The sequence below is a fragment of the Leucobacter sp. NPDC015123 genome (genome assembly GCF_043080205.1).
Classification (GTDB): Bacteria; Actinomycetota; Actinomycetes; order Actinomycetales; family Microbacteriaceae; genus Leucobacter; species Leucobacter aridicollis_A.
Genome location: NZ_JBIBVH010000005.1, coordinates 1 through 15,567, shown reverse-complemented (window position 1 = coordinate 15,567; position 15,567 = coordinate 1). Strand labels below are relative to the sequence as shown.

General features: G+C 64.8%; 13 protein-coding genes. 4 read left to right on the top strand and 9 right to left on the bottom strand.

What is annotated here, in order from left to right:
- Window positions 1–47: 47 nt before the first annotated feature.
- Complete coding sequence (locus ACF07D_RS10720) at window positions 48–2,633, top strand: LuxR family transcriptional regulator (RefSeq protein WP_119284823.1); 2,586 nt, start codon at window positions 48–50, stop codon at window positions 2,631–2,633.
- A gap of 426 nt (window positions 2,634–3,059) precedes the next feature.
- Here ACF07D_RS10720 and ACF07D_RS10715 read toward each other — a convergent pair whose 3' ends face one another.
- Window positions 3,060–4,526 carry a phytoene desaturase family protein gene (locus ACF07D_RS10715; RefSeq protein WP_391504904.1) on the bottom strand — a complete coding sequence of 489 codons (1,467 nt, stop codon included), beginning with the start codon at window positions 4,524–4,526 and terminating at the stop codon, window positions 3,060–3,062.
- Between the two features lie 32 nt (window positions 4,527–4,558).
- On the bottom strand, window positions 4,559–5,662 hold the full coding sequence (locus ACF07D_RS10710) for a fatty acid desaturase family protein (protein WP_391504903.1): 1,104 nt from the start codon (window positions 5,660–5,662) through the stop codon (window positions 4,559–4,561).
- A 180-nt stretch (window positions 5,663–5,842) separates the two neighbouring features.
- Here ACF07D_RS10710 and ACF07D_RS10705 point away from each other — a divergent pair, with 180 nt between their 5' ends.
- Entirely contained in the window at window positions 5,843–6,439 is a 597-nt protein-coding gene (locus ACF07D_RS10705) for a GNAT family N-acetyltransferase (RefSeq protein ID WP_391504902.1), read from the top strand.
- Between the two features lie 70 nt (window positions 6,440–6,509).
- Window positions 6,510–7,994, top strand: a complete 1,485-nt coding sequence (locus ACF07D_RS10700; protein ID WP_391504901.1) for a SulP family inorganic anion transporter — start codon at window positions 6,510–6,512, stop codon at window positions 7,992–7,994.
- 78 nt (window positions 7,995–8,072) lie between these two features.
- Here the strand turns inward: ACF07D_RS10700 and ACF07D_RS10695 are convergent, their stop codons facing one another.
- On the bottom strand, window positions 8,073–8,633 hold the full coding sequence (locus tag ACF07D_RS10695) for a hypothetical protein (RefSeq protein WP_391504900.1): 561 nt from the start codon (window positions 8,631–8,633) through the stop codon (window positions 8,073–8,075).
- 233 nt (window positions 8,634–8,866) lie between these two features.
- On the opposite strand from ACF07D_RS10695, the gene trxA reads away from it, so the two are divergent.
- Entirely contained in the window at window positions 8,867–9,265 is a 399-nt protein-coding gene (gene trxA / locus ACF07D_RS10690; RefSeq protein ID WP_391504899.1) for a thioredoxin, read from the top strand.
- Between the two features lie 77 nt (window positions 9,266–9,342).
- Here the strand turns inward: trxA and ACF07D_RS10685 are convergent, their stop codons facing one another.
- The 6 genes from ACF07D_RS10685 to ACF07D_RS10660 form a co-directional block, all read right to left on the bottom strand.
- The gene (locus ACF07D_RS10685) at window positions 9,343–10,236 is read right to left on the bottom strand and encodes a metal ABC transporter permease (protein WP_391505057.1); all 894 of its coding nucleotides are present in this window, start codon (window positions 10,234–10,236) and stop codon (window positions 9,343–9,345) included.
- 5 nt (window positions 10,237–10,241) lie between these two features.
- Window positions 10,242–10,985 carry a metal ABC transporter ATP-binding protein gene (locus tag ACF07D_RS10680; protein ID WP_255808301.1) on the bottom strand — a complete coding sequence of 248 codons (744 nt, stop codon included), beginning with the start codon at window positions 10,983–10,985 and terminating at the stop codon, window positions 10,242–10,244.
- Entirely contained in the window at window positions 10,982–11,962 is a 981-nt protein-coding gene (locus ACF07D_RS10675) for a metal ABC transporter substrate-binding protein (RefSeq protein WP_391504898.1), read from the bottom strand. Before ACF07D_RS10675 ends, ACF07D_RS10680 begins: the two co-directional genes overlap by 4 nt.
- A gap of 194 nt (window positions 11,963–12,156) precedes the next feature.
- A complete protein-coding gene (locus ACF07D_RS10670) occupies window positions 12,157–13,254 on the bottom strand; it encodes an HTTM domain-containing protein (protein WP_119284832.1) in 1,098 nt (365 codons plus the stop codon).
- A gap of 2 nt (window positions 13,255–13,256) precedes the next feature.
- Complete coding sequence (locus ACF07D_RS10665; RefSeq protein ID WP_391504897.1) at window positions 13,257–14,075, bottom strand: DUF5819 family protein; 819 nt, start codon at window positions 14,073–14,075, stop codon at window positions 13,257–13,259.
- A gap of 153 nt (window positions 14,076–14,228) precedes the next feature.
- Window positions 14,229–15,533, bottom strand: a complete 1,305-nt coding sequence (locus ACF07D_RS10660; protein WP_391504896.1) for a hypothetical protein — start codon at window positions 15,531–15,533, stop codon at window positions 14,229–14,231.
- Window positions 15,534–15,567 lie beyond the last annotated feature (34 nt).

Sequence of the window (15,567 nt, the reverse complement as noted above, 5' to 3'; positions counted from 1 at the left end):
CAGCATCACCAGGCTGCGACGCCTGGCCTAAAGAAAGGGGCCGGACTTTGCGCGCCAAAGAACTTGACACGCTACTCGCCCATGTACGCGCCAGAGAGACCGTTCGGCTCGTCGGCGGGCAGGAGCTTGGCAAGACGTCGCTACTCAACGACCTCGAGGCTTCCCTGGGCGCGCTCGGTTTCAACGTTCTGCGTATCGCAGCAGACCCGGCGCTCGCCTCTGTGAAGTACGGCGCGCTCAGGGAGTCGTGGTTCTCATCAGATCGGTTCCACCAGACCAGCTCACCGGTTGAGGTCACTGCGTCCCTTACTGCAGAGCTCACTCGCACGACAAATTCCGTGCTTCTCCTCGACGACGCTGAGTGGCTCGACCTGGCCTCCACGCAAGCAATCGCCCCACTCATGAATCGTGGCGCCGTCGCGGGGGTGCTAGCGTCAGCGCCCTTCAGACAGCTGAGCACTGAGCAACGCACTGCATCTCGTCTTATCAGGGCAGACGCCCGAGTAGAGCTACATTCGCTCAGTTTTGAGCAGGTCGGGGTGCTTGCTGAGAGCATTCTCGGGTCAGCTGTCAGCCCCGAGATTATTTCCGAGATCTTCTCAATGTCATCTGGCATCACCGGGATTGCTGCTGACATTATTCGCGCCTCTCATGCGGCAAACCTCATCGACCCAGGGGCTGAAAAGTGGTCCTCACCACAGAGCCGCTTGTGGAGCGTTCACCTCGAGGAAAGCGTCGAGCGAGTGATCGCTGAGCTCTCTGACGAGGCATTCAGACTGCTCCACGCTTTGGCGCTCGCGGGCAGTCTCCCCGCAGAACGCGTGCACGCTTACGACCCCGCTTCAGCCATCATGCTCACCCACCGCGGACTTGTGACGATGTTCCGGGACCCACAGGGCGAGTCACGGATCTCGCCGCGCCCCGCGCTCATCACCGATTTTTTTAGACAGCGGCGGGCTGATGTGCTGCACCTTTCGGCATCAGACCTCTTGGAGGAACTCTCGCAGCTCCCGCCGGGAGGCCAATCGCCGCCTTCAGCGACCGGCAAGCACACAGGAGCCCGCACACCACACACGACGGCGCAAGAGACCCACAACGCGGGGCTCGCGCGTTACATTCGTGAAGAAGCAGAACAGCGGCTCGCGGTTGCAGCCCAAGACTGGCGACGACTCCCCAATCCGCCGCATGCAATCTCGTACCTCGACGCGCTGGTCCAGGCGGGGGGCTACCCTGGCACCGCAGCAGAGGTCATCGAACACACCCCCGATTCCTCCGAGAACGCCGTCGAGATGCTCCAGCTCGCACTGCACGAACAGGCGTTAGCCACCCCCGGGCACCGCTCGAGCTCGCGCCACACTTCTGCCCTTCGCGCGCGTCACGCAGACTTCGCAGCGGCGCTTGACGCTTTCGACATGTACACCGAATTCTCGAATGACGGCCTCACCGAACGTGTTCAAACGTGGCTCGCCAACCCCGGCGTCGACCCCGTTGGGTTCAGCCAGACCATCGCTGAGTATGTCGACGCGTCGGCCGGCCGCATTTTCCCCATGGCTGAGGCACCCGACACCCCGGCAAGGATTCCGCTGCAGCGACTCATCGCGGAGCAGACACACCTCATGACAGTCGTTCGACACAGCGCGGTGGACGACTCTCTCGAGCGCCTGCTCGCCGATCCGATCAGCTTGCTCCCTGGCGACGATCCAGTGCCGTTTCTTGTCGACTCATACGTCAGGTCACAGATTCTCCTCGGCCTCGGCAGGCTCTCTGATGCGCGGTCGACGCTCAGCCAGGCACTTTCGGTTGGCAGTCTCGATCTTCGCTTCGCGGTGCTGTACGCGGCGATGCTGCGATGGTCTGCGTTTTTGCACTATCGCGACGGTCGCACCGACATCGCTCAGTCCCTCCTGAAAGAGAGTCGCACCTACCCAGAGCTGCGCGGCCCGATGCCCGGGATGCGACCTGAATTTGGCGACGCGCTCGAGGTGCTCTTTGAAGATGGGCCACGCACAGCCAGCGAGGCGTTTCTCGCCGAGGCACGTGCCTGCTACGACCGGTCATTCGTCGACGCCAGCTGGTCGATGGCAAGGTTCGCGTTTCAGCTCAACCCGAACGACGCCGCGTTAGATTTCCTCGACGAGCTCGCCGCGCTCCCTGCGTACGCCTGGTCGACCCGGTTGTCAACGTTCGCCAGAGCCGCGCTCAGACAGGATCCCCAGATCTTTCTTTTCATCTCCCGCCTCACGACACTGTCTGAGATTGCCACTGCGGCGGACTTTCTCGACGATATCGAACAATCGCATCGAGACAACGGCGCACCTATCGACCCTGACTATGTGGAGGCCGTCGCGGAGGCGAGACAGGCCTTCCACATGTTCAAGGAGCCGCTGCCGCAAGGTCCGCGCCCGGAACGGCGGCCGGCGGTGGAGTCGCTCACACCCCGGGAGCTCGAGATAGCGCCGCTTACTGCCACGCTCAGCAATCGCGAGATTGCTGATCGACTCACCCTCAGCATCCGCACCGTTGAGAACCACATCGCCCGATCGATGAAGAAGCTCGGCCTGTCATCCCGGCGAGAGCTGAGTACTGCACTCCCGTCATCCGCTATTGCGGCGGCGGGTACGGCTAACGACTGAGGGCCGTTACCCCTATTCGCGTGAGATTTGCACCTAAATACTCATAATTGACAGCTGTGCGGAGTGATTTCACTACTTAAGAGTCGGTTTTCGACACCCAATATCACTCAAAGCACTCCCGAAGCCGCCGGAACTCAAGTACTGTTTCATTAGTCCCGGTGATTCTCACTGTAGGACTTCTCACCCACATCAATGATGACGGTACCTTCCCCCAATGTGGTATCAGGTGAGATAGGTCTGGTGTGTGGGGAGTGGGCTTCCCCCCATCGCTTCCCCCAAATATTGCGACTCTCCACACACCACACCATTCCCCCTCGACGTTCCGGCCGTAACTGCCACGGGCCCGCATGAAGGCTAGCTGTCAACGGCCACGGCTGCCGGTTGCTTCAACGTGCTGCGATCGTCACGCGTGAGCATCTGGAATGTCTAGCCGCCGAAAGCGAGCGATGGCACATCGAGTCCATACTCACGGAGCAGCGCCGACTTCGCCGCATACCAGCCAGCGAGGCCGTGTACGCCAGGTCCCGGCGCCGTCGATGACGAGCACAGGTACACGCCCTTCGTTGGCGTACGCCATGGCTCACTGCCAAGGACAGGCCGCGCGACAAGCTGACGGAGTGACACCTGCCCCGCACTAAAGTCACCACCGACGTAGTTTCGGTTCTCGCGCCCGAGTTCCGCGGCAGTCGTCATCCGAACCGCTGAGACACGATCACGCACCCCCGGCGCAAAGCGCTCGAGTTGCGACAGCACTGTCTCGGTCACGTCGGCAGTTGAGCCACTTGGCACGTGGGTGTAGGTCGTCACCGCGTGCACGCCACCGGGATTCCGCCCGGGATCACAGCCCGCCGGCTGCGCAACGAGCACGTATGGACGTGCGGCGTGGCGTCCGCGCGCGACCTCCGCTTCGGCGGCGACGATCTCAGCCCGAGTGCCGCCGAGGTGCACGGTCGGCGCCTGTTCGACGCGCGCGTCGCGCCACGGGATCGGGCCGTCAAGCACAAGGTCAAGTTTGGCTGCGGCGTTGCCGTACCTGAACCCCATCAATCGCTTCCGATACCCACTCGGCAACGCGTCACCGGCGATCTCCACCAGCCCTCGAGCTGACGTGTCGAAAAGTTTGACTTCGAAGCCTGCCAGCTCGTCGAGATGTGCGATCCGCCTGCCGAGTTCAATACGGCCACCGTGCATCAAGAAATCTGCGGCGAGCGCGTCGGTGATGGCCTGCGAGCCTCCGACGGGCACCGGCCAGCCCGAAGCGTGACCGAGCGCACCGAGCACGAACGCTACGCCCGCGTGTGTGAGCGCGGGCAATCTGCCAATACTGTGCGCTGCGACTCCAGTGACAAGCGCCGGGGCGTGCTCTTCGCGGAACCGCAAGTCCCAGAGCGGGGTGCCCTGTTCAAGCGTTCGCACGCCAAACGCAGCAGCAGCGAGGAGATCGCTTGGCCACCGAAGCACAGGCCCGCCAAGAGCAACGTCAAGCACACCGTCGAGGCGTTCAAGGAGGGGCTTGTAGAGCCGCGCGTATGCGGCGCCGTCGCGGCCAAGCTCGCTCGCCGTGCGCTCGATGTCACGGTATGCGACGGCGGCGGTACTCCCAGCAGTGCCGTCTAGGGGATGCGCGTAGGAGGCGTCGGGTACAACGAAGTTCATCCGTCTGGTCAGCTCGAACTCTCGGAAGAAACCGGTTGCGAGCGCCATTGGGTGGATCGCCGAGCACACGTCGTGCACAACTCCAGGGGTGACGTGTGAAAGCGTTCGGGCGCCTCCACCCAGGCTCTCCATTGCTTCGAAGAGCGTAACGGGGATCCCTGCACGCGCAAGCGTCACCGCGGCTGCCAGGCCGTTCGGCCCTGAGCCGACGACCGCTGCTCCGAGTGAGGGTTGCATGCTCCCGAGTGTAGTGCGGGAGGCTTACCTGGTCAGGCTTTCCGGTAGGTCGCCGTAATCGGGCACTCGAATGGGTCACGCGCGGCAAGTCCGACGCGGTTCAAGTACTGAATCACGATCGCGTAGGAGCGGAGCAACGAGGTTTCGGTGTAGGGAACGCCAAGCTTCTCGCAGTGCTCCCGCACAAGCACGCGTACCTTTGAGAGATTCGGTCGCGCCATACTCGGGAACAGGTGGTGCTCGACCTGGTAGTTCAAGCCCCCCATGAGTGAGGTCGCCCACCAGCCACCGCGAATGTTCCGCGACGTGCGCACCTGCTTCGAGAAGAAATCGAGCTTCGCGTCGTGAGCGATGACAGGCATGCCTTTGTGATTCGGAGCGAACGACGCACCCATGTAGACGCCGAACACTGCGAGCTGCACGCCGATGAACGCGAATGCCATCCCGATGGGCAGAAACATAAACACTGGCACGAGGATCAATGCGAAGCGGGCGACGATGATTGAAAGCTCAATCCACCGACCCTTCACGGGCCCTCGCTGCAGCAGGTAGACGATGGAGTGACGGTGCAGGTTCAGCCCTTCGAGCGTGAGCAGCGGGAAGAACAGCCAGCCCTGGCGTTGGGTCAGAAACCGAATGAATCCGCGCGCCTTCACCGCGTCTTCTTCAATGAACGAGATCGTGTCGATCTCGATGTCTGGGTCCTTGCCCACCCGGTTCGGGTTGGCGTGATGCCGTGTGTGCTTGGAGTCCCACCACGCATAACTCATGCCGATGCTCGCTGCGAGAACGCGCGCAAGCCTGTCGTTGGAGGGCCCGCTCGAGAGGATCTGCCTGTGAGCTGCCTCGTGAGTCAGAAATGCGACCTGGGTGAAGAGCAGGGCATAGGCCGCAGCCATCAGCAACTGGAACCAGGAGTCTCTAAGCAGGATCGATCCGGCGGTCGTCGCGACGAGACCGACCAGAATTGCAACTCCTACAAGCGCATAAAACCAGGGGGTACGCGCAAAGAGGCCTGACTCCCGCGCGATCTGCGAGAGCGTCGTGTATGCCTTCGCGACAGGTGGGAAGTCCTCCGCTCGCGCTCTCGTGTAGCGGAGCGGGCCGAGGCCCTCGAGCGTGGGGGTAACGGTCATCGTCAAGATCAGTACCCATTCGGTTGCGAGTTGCCGGGAAGCCACTCTGGTCAAGCCACGGGCGGTTGCCGATCGCTTCGCTCACACTATCCGGCCAACCATGCGAAGTGCCGTACATGCCGTGCTTCCTGGGCGGATACGGAGGAAGCAGGAAAAGTTCAAACCGCTACACTTACATTCGTGTCAGACGATTCCGCACCTCAGCCTGCGTTCCGAAGCCTCGACTGGCCGCTACAGACTGAGCGCTTATCGCTGCGGCCTGCCGAGCTCTCAGACGCCGAAGCTCTCTGGGCACACAGGCAGCTCCCTGAGGTCGGCAAGTGGCTAGGGTGGCATCCTGTCGACCACGCAGACTGGATTGCGACATACCCGGAGAAATACCTCAACTGCCTCGTCGTCGAGCTCGACGGACGGATTATCGGCGACGTCATGCTCGCCACCGGAGACGGCTGGGGCCAGCGTGAGGTGCGCGACCAAGCGACGGGCGTGCAGGCCGAGCTTGGCTGGACGTTCTCCCCCGATGTCGCCGGTCAGGGGTTCGCCACTGAGGCCGTTCGTGCGGTGATCGAAGTCTGCTTTACGCAGCTCGGGCTGCGCCGCGTCGAGGCTGGGGCCTTCGCAGACAACGCGCCGTCATGGCGCCTCATGGAGCGCGTTGGAATGCGCCGTGAGTCGTACTCAGTTCGCGAGTCGCTGCACCGCGATCTTGGATGGATCGACGGTGTCCTGTACGCGCTCCTCGCTGACGAGTGGGCAGTTCAGAACCAACGACCGTAACTGGAGGCGTCGCTGTGGCGGCTTCCGCTTCACAGACCGTTGCACTGTGTCTTGAGAGGACCCGATAGCTATGCCCGCCGCACAACCCATCGCCTCTCCGACGACACTGCAGGCGCTGCGCTCGCCCCGCCTACTCCTCCGCGAGGCCCTCGCCGGCCTAGTTGTCGCGCTCGCGCTGATCCCTGAGGCAATCGCTTTCTCGGTCATTGCCGGCGTCGACCCAAAGGTCGGTCTGTTCTCCTCCTTTGTCATGGCGGTCTCGATCGCGTTTCTTGGCGGCAGGCCCGCCATGATCACCGCCGCGACGGGAGCAGTCGCCCTCGTGATCGCCCCGGTGATGCGCGACCACGGGTTTGACTATTTCATCGCCACTGTTCTGCTTGCGGGCATTTTGCAGATTGGGCTCGCAGCCCTCGGAGTCGCGAAGCTCATGCGGTTCATCCCACGTAGCGTCATGGTTGGCTTCGTGAATGCGCTCGCGCTGCTCGTGTTCGGCGCGCAGCTTCCCGAGCTCATCGGAGTTCCCTGGGCCGTGTACCCGCTCGTGGCCGCGGGAATCGTCATCATGGTGCTCATGCCGAAGATCACGAAGGCGGTCCCTGCACCACTCGTATCGGTGATCATCATCACCGCCGCGGCCGCCGTTCTCGCGATCAACGTACCAACGGTCGGTGACAAAGGCGACCTGCCCGATAGCCTCCCCGAGTTCTTCTTCCCGCACGTTCCCCTGACATGGGAGACGCTCAGCATCATCGGTCCTTTCGCGCTCGGCATGGCGCTCGTTGGGCTTATGGAGTCGCTCCTCACGGCGAAGCTCGTCGATGACATCACCGACACCCCCTCAAACAAGACGCGCGAGACCTGGGCGCAGGGCGTCGCGAACCTGCTCGCCGGGATGTTTGGCGGGATGGGCGGCTGCGCGGTCGTCGGGCAGACCATGATCAACGTGAAGGTGTCTGGTGCCCGCACCCGCGTCTCTACCTTCCTCGCGGGCGCGTTCCTGCTGATCCTGATCCTCGTGCTCGGCGACCTCGTCTCCCTCATCCCGATGGCTGCGCTCGTCGCGGTGATGATCATGGTGTCCGTTGCCGCGTTCGATTGGCACTCGATCGCCCCGAGCACGCTCCGCAGGCTTCCAAAGAGTGAGACCTTCGTGATGGTGGCGACAGTAGCTGTCGTCCTCGCAACGCACAACCTCGCGATCGGCGTGATCGCCGGGGTCGTCGTCGCAGCGGTACTGTTCGTCCGCCGCGTCGCGCACGTCGTCGCTGTCGAGCGTGAACCCGGCGACGAGTCCGTTACCTACCGTGTCACGGGAGAGCTGTTCTTCGCGTCCAGCAACGACCTCACGACGATGTTCAACTACGTGGGTGACCCGCCGCGCGTCATCATTGATATGAGCGAGGCCCACGTTTGGGACGCATCCTCGGTCGCCGCGCTCGACGCGATCACCACGAAGTACGCGCGGCGCGGCGCGACGGTCGAACTTGTCGGCATGAACGCGGCGACGCGCACCCTGCACGAGCGCCTGTCGGGCGGCCTCGGGGTCGAGTAGAACCGTGGTCCGGCCGTATCTGGCGGCTCCCCCGGTTCGGGACGTGCAGAGAACTGCGAGGCCGTGCTGCTGCGGGAGTCAGCGGGCGAGTTCCGTGGCCGCGCCTCGCGCTCTCACTTCCCGCTTCGTCGGCATCGGGCACGCGACCTGACCGCTCAGGCGCCAGACGAGCGCGATCGCGGTGAGGAGCAGCGCCGCGACGGCCAGCACCGGTTGGAGCGGCGCGAACCAGGTGATCGCGCCAGAGTAGCCAAGCGCGATAAGAGCGATCTTGTTGCACACCGGGCACCCGACCGCGAACCAGGTGAGTACGCCGCCGGCGAGGCCCATGCGCGTGCTCCTGCGCTCAGTCGGGGTCTCGGTGACCCCGCCAGTCCCCGCTGGCCGCATGTAGGTCGCGGTGAGCAGGCCGACGCCGATCGCGGTCAGGATCCACACCGGATAGTTCCACCACACTGTCTCGATCTCCCGGGCAAACCACGGATTCGGGATCAGCACAGTCGCGACCCCGACAAGCACGGCGAATCCGATGGCGACCCCGGCCGCGACGAACACCTGCCGCGGCCCCCAGGCGCGCAGCGCCCGCAACGCGAGCTCACTCCGCTGACGCATTGCGGCAACGTTCCTGCCCCTACCCACCTGACCTATCCTTCCCCGCCGATTGCCGCGACGAACTCACCGAGCCGCGGGACGGCCCGAGCACTCGACAGCGTTGCTGAGTAATGTACGCGGGCCGAGCTTGAATACTCCTGTGCGGGGCCGAGCGCGCACGGTTTAGCCGTCCGAGAACACCGCTCCCCAGCGCGGCCGGTCGCCGCGTACGCTGGAAGGAACAGAGAGGGGACCGGCGAGATTCCTCGCCGCCAAGCACTATGACTACAGTCGAAATCACCAAAGACAACCTCGAGCAGACCATCGGCACGGACGGGATCGTTCTCCTTGATTTCTGGGCTGCCTGGTGCGGGCCGTGCCGCTCGTTCGCCCCGGTCTTCGAGACCGCGTCCGAGGCGAACTCAGACATCGTATTCGGCAAGATCGACACCGAAGCCGAGCAGGAGCTCGCGGGCATGTTCGGCATCACCTCGATTCCGACAATCATGGCGTTCCGCGACGGTATCAACGTGTTCGCGCAGGCCGGAGCGTTGCCCGCGCCGACGCTCGACCAGCTCATCGATGCCGTTCGCGGCCTCGATATGGACGACGTGCGGGCACAGCTCGCGAAGCAGGCCGAGGGCGAACCTGCCGTCGCGCCCGAGGCCGACGCGGACTAATCCCGCCGCGCAGGTCGGGCCGGCGAGCCGCCACGACCTGCGCGTGCGCCCCGTCACCGACAGGCTCGAGGCGTGCGTTACGAGCGAACGTCCTGGAGCTCGCCCGCCCGACCCGCCGCAGCCCGCCGCCTCCGCCGTCGGGCGAGCAGCCGCGTGCCGATGAGTCCGTGCCGCGGGCTGAACAGGTAGACGAACGCGAAGACGGTGCCCTGCGCGAGAACGACCATGCCGCCAGAGGCTGTGTCGAGATAGTAACTGCAGTACAGCCCGGCGATCGCGCAAACGGCGGAGATCGCCGGAGCGATCACGAGCATCCGCGAGAACCGATCGGTAAGGAGGTACGCGGTCGCACCCGGAATGATGAGCATCGCGACGACGAGCACCACGCCGACCGCTTGCAGGGCCACGACTGAGGTGAGCGCGAGGAGCCCGAGCAGCGCGGCCCCGAGCAGCCGCGGGTTCAGCCCGATCGCGTGCGCGTGGGTCGGGTCGAACGCGAACAGAGTGAAGTCGCGCCGCTTTGCGACAAGCACCACGAGCGTGATGGCGCCGAGCACGACAATCTGGAGCAGGTCACCCTCGGAGACGCCGAGCAGGTTGCCGAAGATGATGTGGTTGAGGTCGGTCTGCGACGGCGTCACCGAGATGAGCACGAGACCAAGGGCGAAGAGCGTGGTAAACACGATCCCGATCGCCGCGTCCTCCTTCACCCGACTCGTATCCCTGACCGCGCCAATGAGTGCAACCGCGAGGAACCCGAAGAGCACCGCCCCGAGCGCAAATGGCGCACCAGCGATGTAAGCGAGCACGACTCCGGGGAGCACGGCGTGCGAGACGGCGTCGCCCATCAGCGACCATCCAATGAGTACCAGCCAACACGACAGCACCGCGCACACCACCGCCGCGATGAGCGTCGTCGCAAGCGCGCGCACCATGAAGTCGTAGCTCAAAGGTTCGAGGACAAGATCGATGAGGGTCACTGGTCAGCACTCCTGTCGAGCACGTCGAGCCCGAAAGCGAGAGCGAGGTTCTCAGGGCGCAACACGTCGTCGGGCGGGCCGTGCATGAGCACACGGCGCATAAGCAGGATTGCCTCATCCGCGAGGCTCGGCAGCGCGTGCAGATCGTGCGTCGAGACGAGTATCGTCGCCCCCTCGCCAGCAAGCTCGCGCAGCAGCCGGGTGATTGTCGCCTCCGAGCGCTTGTCGACGCCGGCGAATGGCTCGTCGAGCAGGAGGGTCGTCGCCCCCTGGGCGATCCCGCGCGCGACGAACGTTCGCTTCTTCTGCCCGCCCGATAGCTGGCCGATCTGCCGATCGGCGTAGTCAGTGAGCTCGACGCGTTCGAGGGCGTGGTCGACGGCGCGCTGGTCCACTGCCTTCGGCCGGCGAGTCAGCCCCATCTTGCCGTAGCGGCCGGTCATGACGACGTCGCGCACCGAGAGTGGGAAGCCCCAATCCACGTCTTCGCTCTGTGGCACGTAGCCGACCGCGCCCGTCTTGCGCACCCGCGCTGGGCTCTGCCCATCGATCCGCACCGAACCGCGGTCGGGTCGGACCATGCCCATGATTGTCTTGAACAGTGTCGACTTGCCAGAGCCGTTCATGCCGACGAGCCCGCAGACGCGGCCGCGTTCGAGCGTGAGCGATGCGCCGTCAAGCGCGAGCACCTCGCCGTAGTGCACCGTCACGTCGTCGACGACGATCGCCGGGGCGCTCACTGCTTTCCACCCGAGAGCGCAGCGACGATCGCGTCGGCGTCGTGCCGGATGAGATCCAGATAGGTCGGCACGGGCCCGTTCGCCTCCGAGAGCGAATCGACGTACAGCACGTCGCCGAGCACGGCATCGGTCGCCTCCACCACCTGGCGCATCGGAGCGTCTGACACCGTCGACTCGCAGAAGACCGCGGGGACATCGTTCTCGCGCACGAATTCGATCGCCGAGGCAATCTGCTTTGGCGTCGCCTGCTGTTCCGCGTTCACCGCCCAGATGTATTTCTCGGTGAGCCGCGCGTCGCGGGCCAGGTACGAGAAGGCGCCCTCGCAGGTGACGAGTGCCCGCTGCTGTCTCGGCAGGGCTTCGAGGGACAGCACGAGCTCGTCCTGCACCTCCTGCAGTTCGGCCTTGTACGCCTGGGCGTTTGCCGCGTAGGCCCCCGCGCTCTCTGGGTCGATGCGCGCGAATGCCTCGGCCATGTTGTCGACGTAGACCTGCACGTTGAGCGGGCTCATCCACGCGTGGGGATTCGGCATGCCGCTGTAAGCGTCCTCGCGGATGTCGATCGGTTCGATCCCGTCGCTCACCACAGCGTGCGGCACGTCGAGGCCGCTCACGAACTGTTCGAACCAGGCTTCAAGCCCCATCCCGTTGTCGAGGATGAGGTCGGCCTCGCTCGCCCGGCGGATGTCGCCCGGCGTGGGCTCGTAACCGTGAATCTCGGCGCCCACCTTGGTGATGGATTCGACACGCAGGTGGCCGCCGGCGACGTTCTCGGCGATATCCGCGAGCACGGTGAACGTCGTGAGCACGACGGGCCGGTCGTCGGCGCCGCTGCCGCGCGCCCCGCCTTCGCCGGCGCCGGTCTGGCTGCCTGCGCCCGGGCTCGCGCAGCCGGCAAGGAGGAACGCCGCGGCCGCGACGGTGGCCGCAAGAAGCGGCGCGCGGCGCCGGTGATGAGTGTGGGACGTGTTGGGCAACGGGACCTCCAGGTGAGTCGGCGCGCGGCGGCCTCAATCGCGACCGCCGCTAAGTATCGGCGGTCACAACTATAGACTTCGGCGCGCCGAACTTTCAAGTCACACACTCCTAACTCGTGTCGCCAGAGTCTACCCAGGCACACAGCAACGGCCGCGGCCCACCTGGTGTGGTCCGCGGCCGTTGCGCGCTCGCGCTAGTTCGCGATGAGTTCGGGCGCGGGCGGCGCGCCCGCCGCCGCGGGTGTGGCGAGCCCCGCCTGCTTCGGCTCAGGCTCTGCCGCCTCCCGCTGCGCGGTGTGCAGCGGCGACTTCCCAAACCTGGCTTTCAGCCAGTCTGCGAGGCGCCGCCAGGTGCGGTCACGGACGAAGATCATGTCACCGAGAATCATCATCAGCGAGAACCAGGGCAGTGCGAGCAGAATCGCGATCGACGCGTGCATGCCCGTCACCAGCACGAGGCCAACGATGCGGCTCCACCGGTTGAGCAGCAATACCGGGAACAGCAGCTGGCCGTACACACTGAGCCACGACGCGATGAACACCGCCGGCGTCACCTGCCAGGCGAGGTGATTCAGCCACGGCACGAGCGTCAGCTCCTCGACCTGCAGCGGATAGTACGACGCGACGCCCGTCACCCATGTCGAGCCTTGCAGCTTCCACAGTGCGCTGGTGACGTAGATGACGCAGAGCTGGTAGCCGATGAGCACCACCGCAACGTTGCTACTCAGCACTGGGAACCACTGCGGCACCCGCCACTTCCCAACCCCCAACCGCTGCGGATCGAGGCCCCGACGACCGACACGCTTCGCGCGCCGCCGCGCGTCGAGCGACCAGCGGTACGAAGTGTCGGCGAACAGCAGGAAGATGATGAAGAGCCGGAACGTCTGATAGTGCCCGGTGTTAGTCACCACGGGGTCGAGCGTGGTGAACCCCAGCCAGAGCGCAACAAAGAGCGGCGACACGACCCGCATGCGCCACCCCAGCGTGTACGCCACCGCGACCGCCATGAGAACGAGAATCTTGGCGAGGATCAGCGGGTCGGGGTCGGCTCGGGAGAACAACGCCGAGATGGGCCAGATGTAGGAGTGTACCGACGAGTCGCGGAACATCGCCGAACCCCACTGCGAGCCATGTCCGAACGTGTATGAGAAGTTCGGGAGATACATGGCGAGGATCACGACCGTTGAGGCGCCGAGCCCGATGCGCAGCAGCGCCAGACCGTAGGTCGCGTGCCTGGCTTCGAGGAACCAGTTCATGAGCCGATCCCAGGTGTTCGATATCGCACGTGCCATGATCACTCCCCCTGCTCTTCTTCGACCACACCCGCGGGCTCGAGCCCGGCTTCCACACCGGCCTTGTCGGCCCAACTCCGGAAGCTTCGAGCGAAGGCCTCACGGTCTTGTCCTGGCCACTCCATCGCTGGCACCCAGCCAAGGTCCGTGTACTTGGCGGGAGGCCGTTCTGCGTCAGGATCATGACGGTCGGCCCACCGAATCACCGGGTCGTACACCGCCCGGACCTGCACGGCCTGTACGTCGCCGGCGTCACCCCACATCGCGTGGGCAACCTGGGTCGCGTACGAGGCCGTGTAGTTTGTTGCTCGGATGAACGCGCGCACCTCTGCACTGTTCGAATCGTCGGCAGCCACCAGCGCGTCTCGCAGTCCGTAGAGTTCGTCACCGTCGAGGTGATTCTTGGAGGCAACCTGTTGCTGCTCCTCGCTCAGCGCCCGATAGGTTGCCATCAGGCGTTCCGCGCCGACGACGGAGAGCTGCTTGCGGAGCGTGCGCCGGTAGGGCTCGGCGAGCTCCACAGCAGACGCGTTCACCCATTCGGAACGAGTCCGCTCGCCGCCGGGGGTTTCGACCCAGGCGCGCACCCAGAGCTGTCTGTCTGTGTCGACCGGGTCAGGGGCGAAGATCTTGTAGTCCTGAACGAGGTAGGGGCGCACGTACTGATCCGCGGCAGCACCCGGCAGCACCTGATATTTGAGGTCTGTGTATGGGGTGTTGTAGACCCCCGTGAAAAACATGTGCACCGCGAGTAACGCGATGGCGCCGGCAGCCACGCCGCGAGCGGCTTTGGGGACGCGCTTCCCCGAGCTTGTTTTCACAGCCCCCGAGGAGCGTTCTCGTGGAGTATCTGAAGTAGCCAAATTGCCCGCTCTTTCTTCTCTGAAAGTCCGCCTGAATTCACCGTAGCGCAAAAGCGCAACGCGGCGACCCAGTATTTCTCACCGGATCGCCGCGCTGCGCTGCGCTATGGCTTAGCTCTCACTCTGCGTCGCTCGTGCTCGGGCTCGCACCCGGGTAGTAGCTACCAGAGCGCCGCCCGCCACGAGGAGTGCGGCGGTGAGGATGCCGAGGCCACCAAGGTCCACTCCACCTGTCGCGGACAGCGGGTGTCCCTTCCCGTTACCCTTCGAGCCCACTCCTGGCTTGCCGCCCGGCTGGCTGCCGGGATCAGAGCTGGGGTCAGCGGCAGGATCAGAGCCAGGCTCTGATGCGGGATCTGCACCTGGGTCGGTACCCGGATCGGTGCCGGGATCAGTACCCGGATCCGTACCAGGGTCGGTGCCGGGATCAGTACCCGGGTCCGTACCAGGCTCAGCACCCGGATCAGTACCGGGATCAGTGCCTGGCTCGGTGCCCGGATCCGTACCGGGGTCCGTACCCGGGTCGGTTCCTGGATCAGTACCCGGATCGGTGCCAGGATCAGCACCCGGTTCAGTGCCCGGGTCTACTCGCGGGTCCTCGCCGGGATCGGTGCCCGGGTCAGCTCCAGGATCGGCACCCGGATCGGTGCCGGGATCAGTACCCGGGTCCGTACCAGGCTCAGCACCCGGATCAGTACCGGGATCAGTGCCTGGCTCGGCGCCGGGGTCCGTGCCCGGGTCCGTACCAGGCTCAGCACCCGGATCAGTACCGGGATCCGCGCCTGGGTCAGCACCAGGGTCGGTTCCTGGATCAGCACCGGGATCGGTGCCAGGATCAGTGCCGGGGTCCGTACCAGGATCAGTGCCGGGGTCCGTACCAGGATCAGTGCCGGGGTCCGTACCAGGATCAGTGCCGGGGTCCGTACCAGGATCAGTACCCGGATCGGTTCCTGGATCAGTACCCGGATCGGCGCCCGGGTCAGTACCCGGATCGGTTCCTGGATCAGCACCCGGATCGGTACCCGGATCAGTGCCAGGGTCAGTACCCGGGTCAGTACCCGGCTCCGTGCCCGGATCAGTACCCGGATCGGCGCCCGGGTCAGCGCCGGGATCGGTGCCAGGGTCCGTACCCGGATCAGTTCCAGGATCGGTACCAGGGTCAGCGCCAGGCTCCGCACCAGGGTCTACACCCGGCTCAACACCTGGGTCAGAGCCAGGATCGGTGCCGGGGTCCGTGCCCGGATCAGTACCCGGGTCAGTGCCAGGGTCCGTACCCGGGTCAGTGCCAGGGTCCGTACCCGGATCAGTACCTGGGTCCGTGCCAGGGTCAGTACCCGGATCGGTTCCTGGATCAGGGGTCTGCTGAAGGTTTAGTTGACCCGGGTTTCCATTCCTAGGCAGCCAGCTCGACCGCACTTCTCACTATAGTTTCGAACTCAACCGGGGTCAG

Bases quoted from the DNA above. Each gene is read 5' to 3' on its own strand.
- ACF07D_RS10715 (WP_391504904.1), bottom strand. From the start codon at position 4,526: ATGCAACCCTCACTCGGAGCAGCGGTCGTCGGCTCAGGGCCGAACGGC.
- ACF07D_RS10710 (WP_391504903.1), bottom strand. From the start codon at position 5,662: ATGACCGTTACCCCCACGCTCGAGGGCCTCGGCCCGCTCCGCTACACG.
- ACF07D_RS10700 (WP_391504901.1), top strand. From the start codon at position 6,510: ATGCCCGCCGCACAACCCATCGCCTCTCCGACGACACTGCAGGCGCTG.
- trxA (WP_391504899.1), top strand. From the start codon at position 8,867: ATGACTACAGTCGAAATCACCAAAGACAACCTCGAGCAGACCATCGGC.
- ACF07D_RS10670 (WP_119284832.1), bottom strand. From the start codon at position 13,254: ATGGCACGTGCGATATCGAACACCTGGGATCGGCTCATGAACTGGTTC.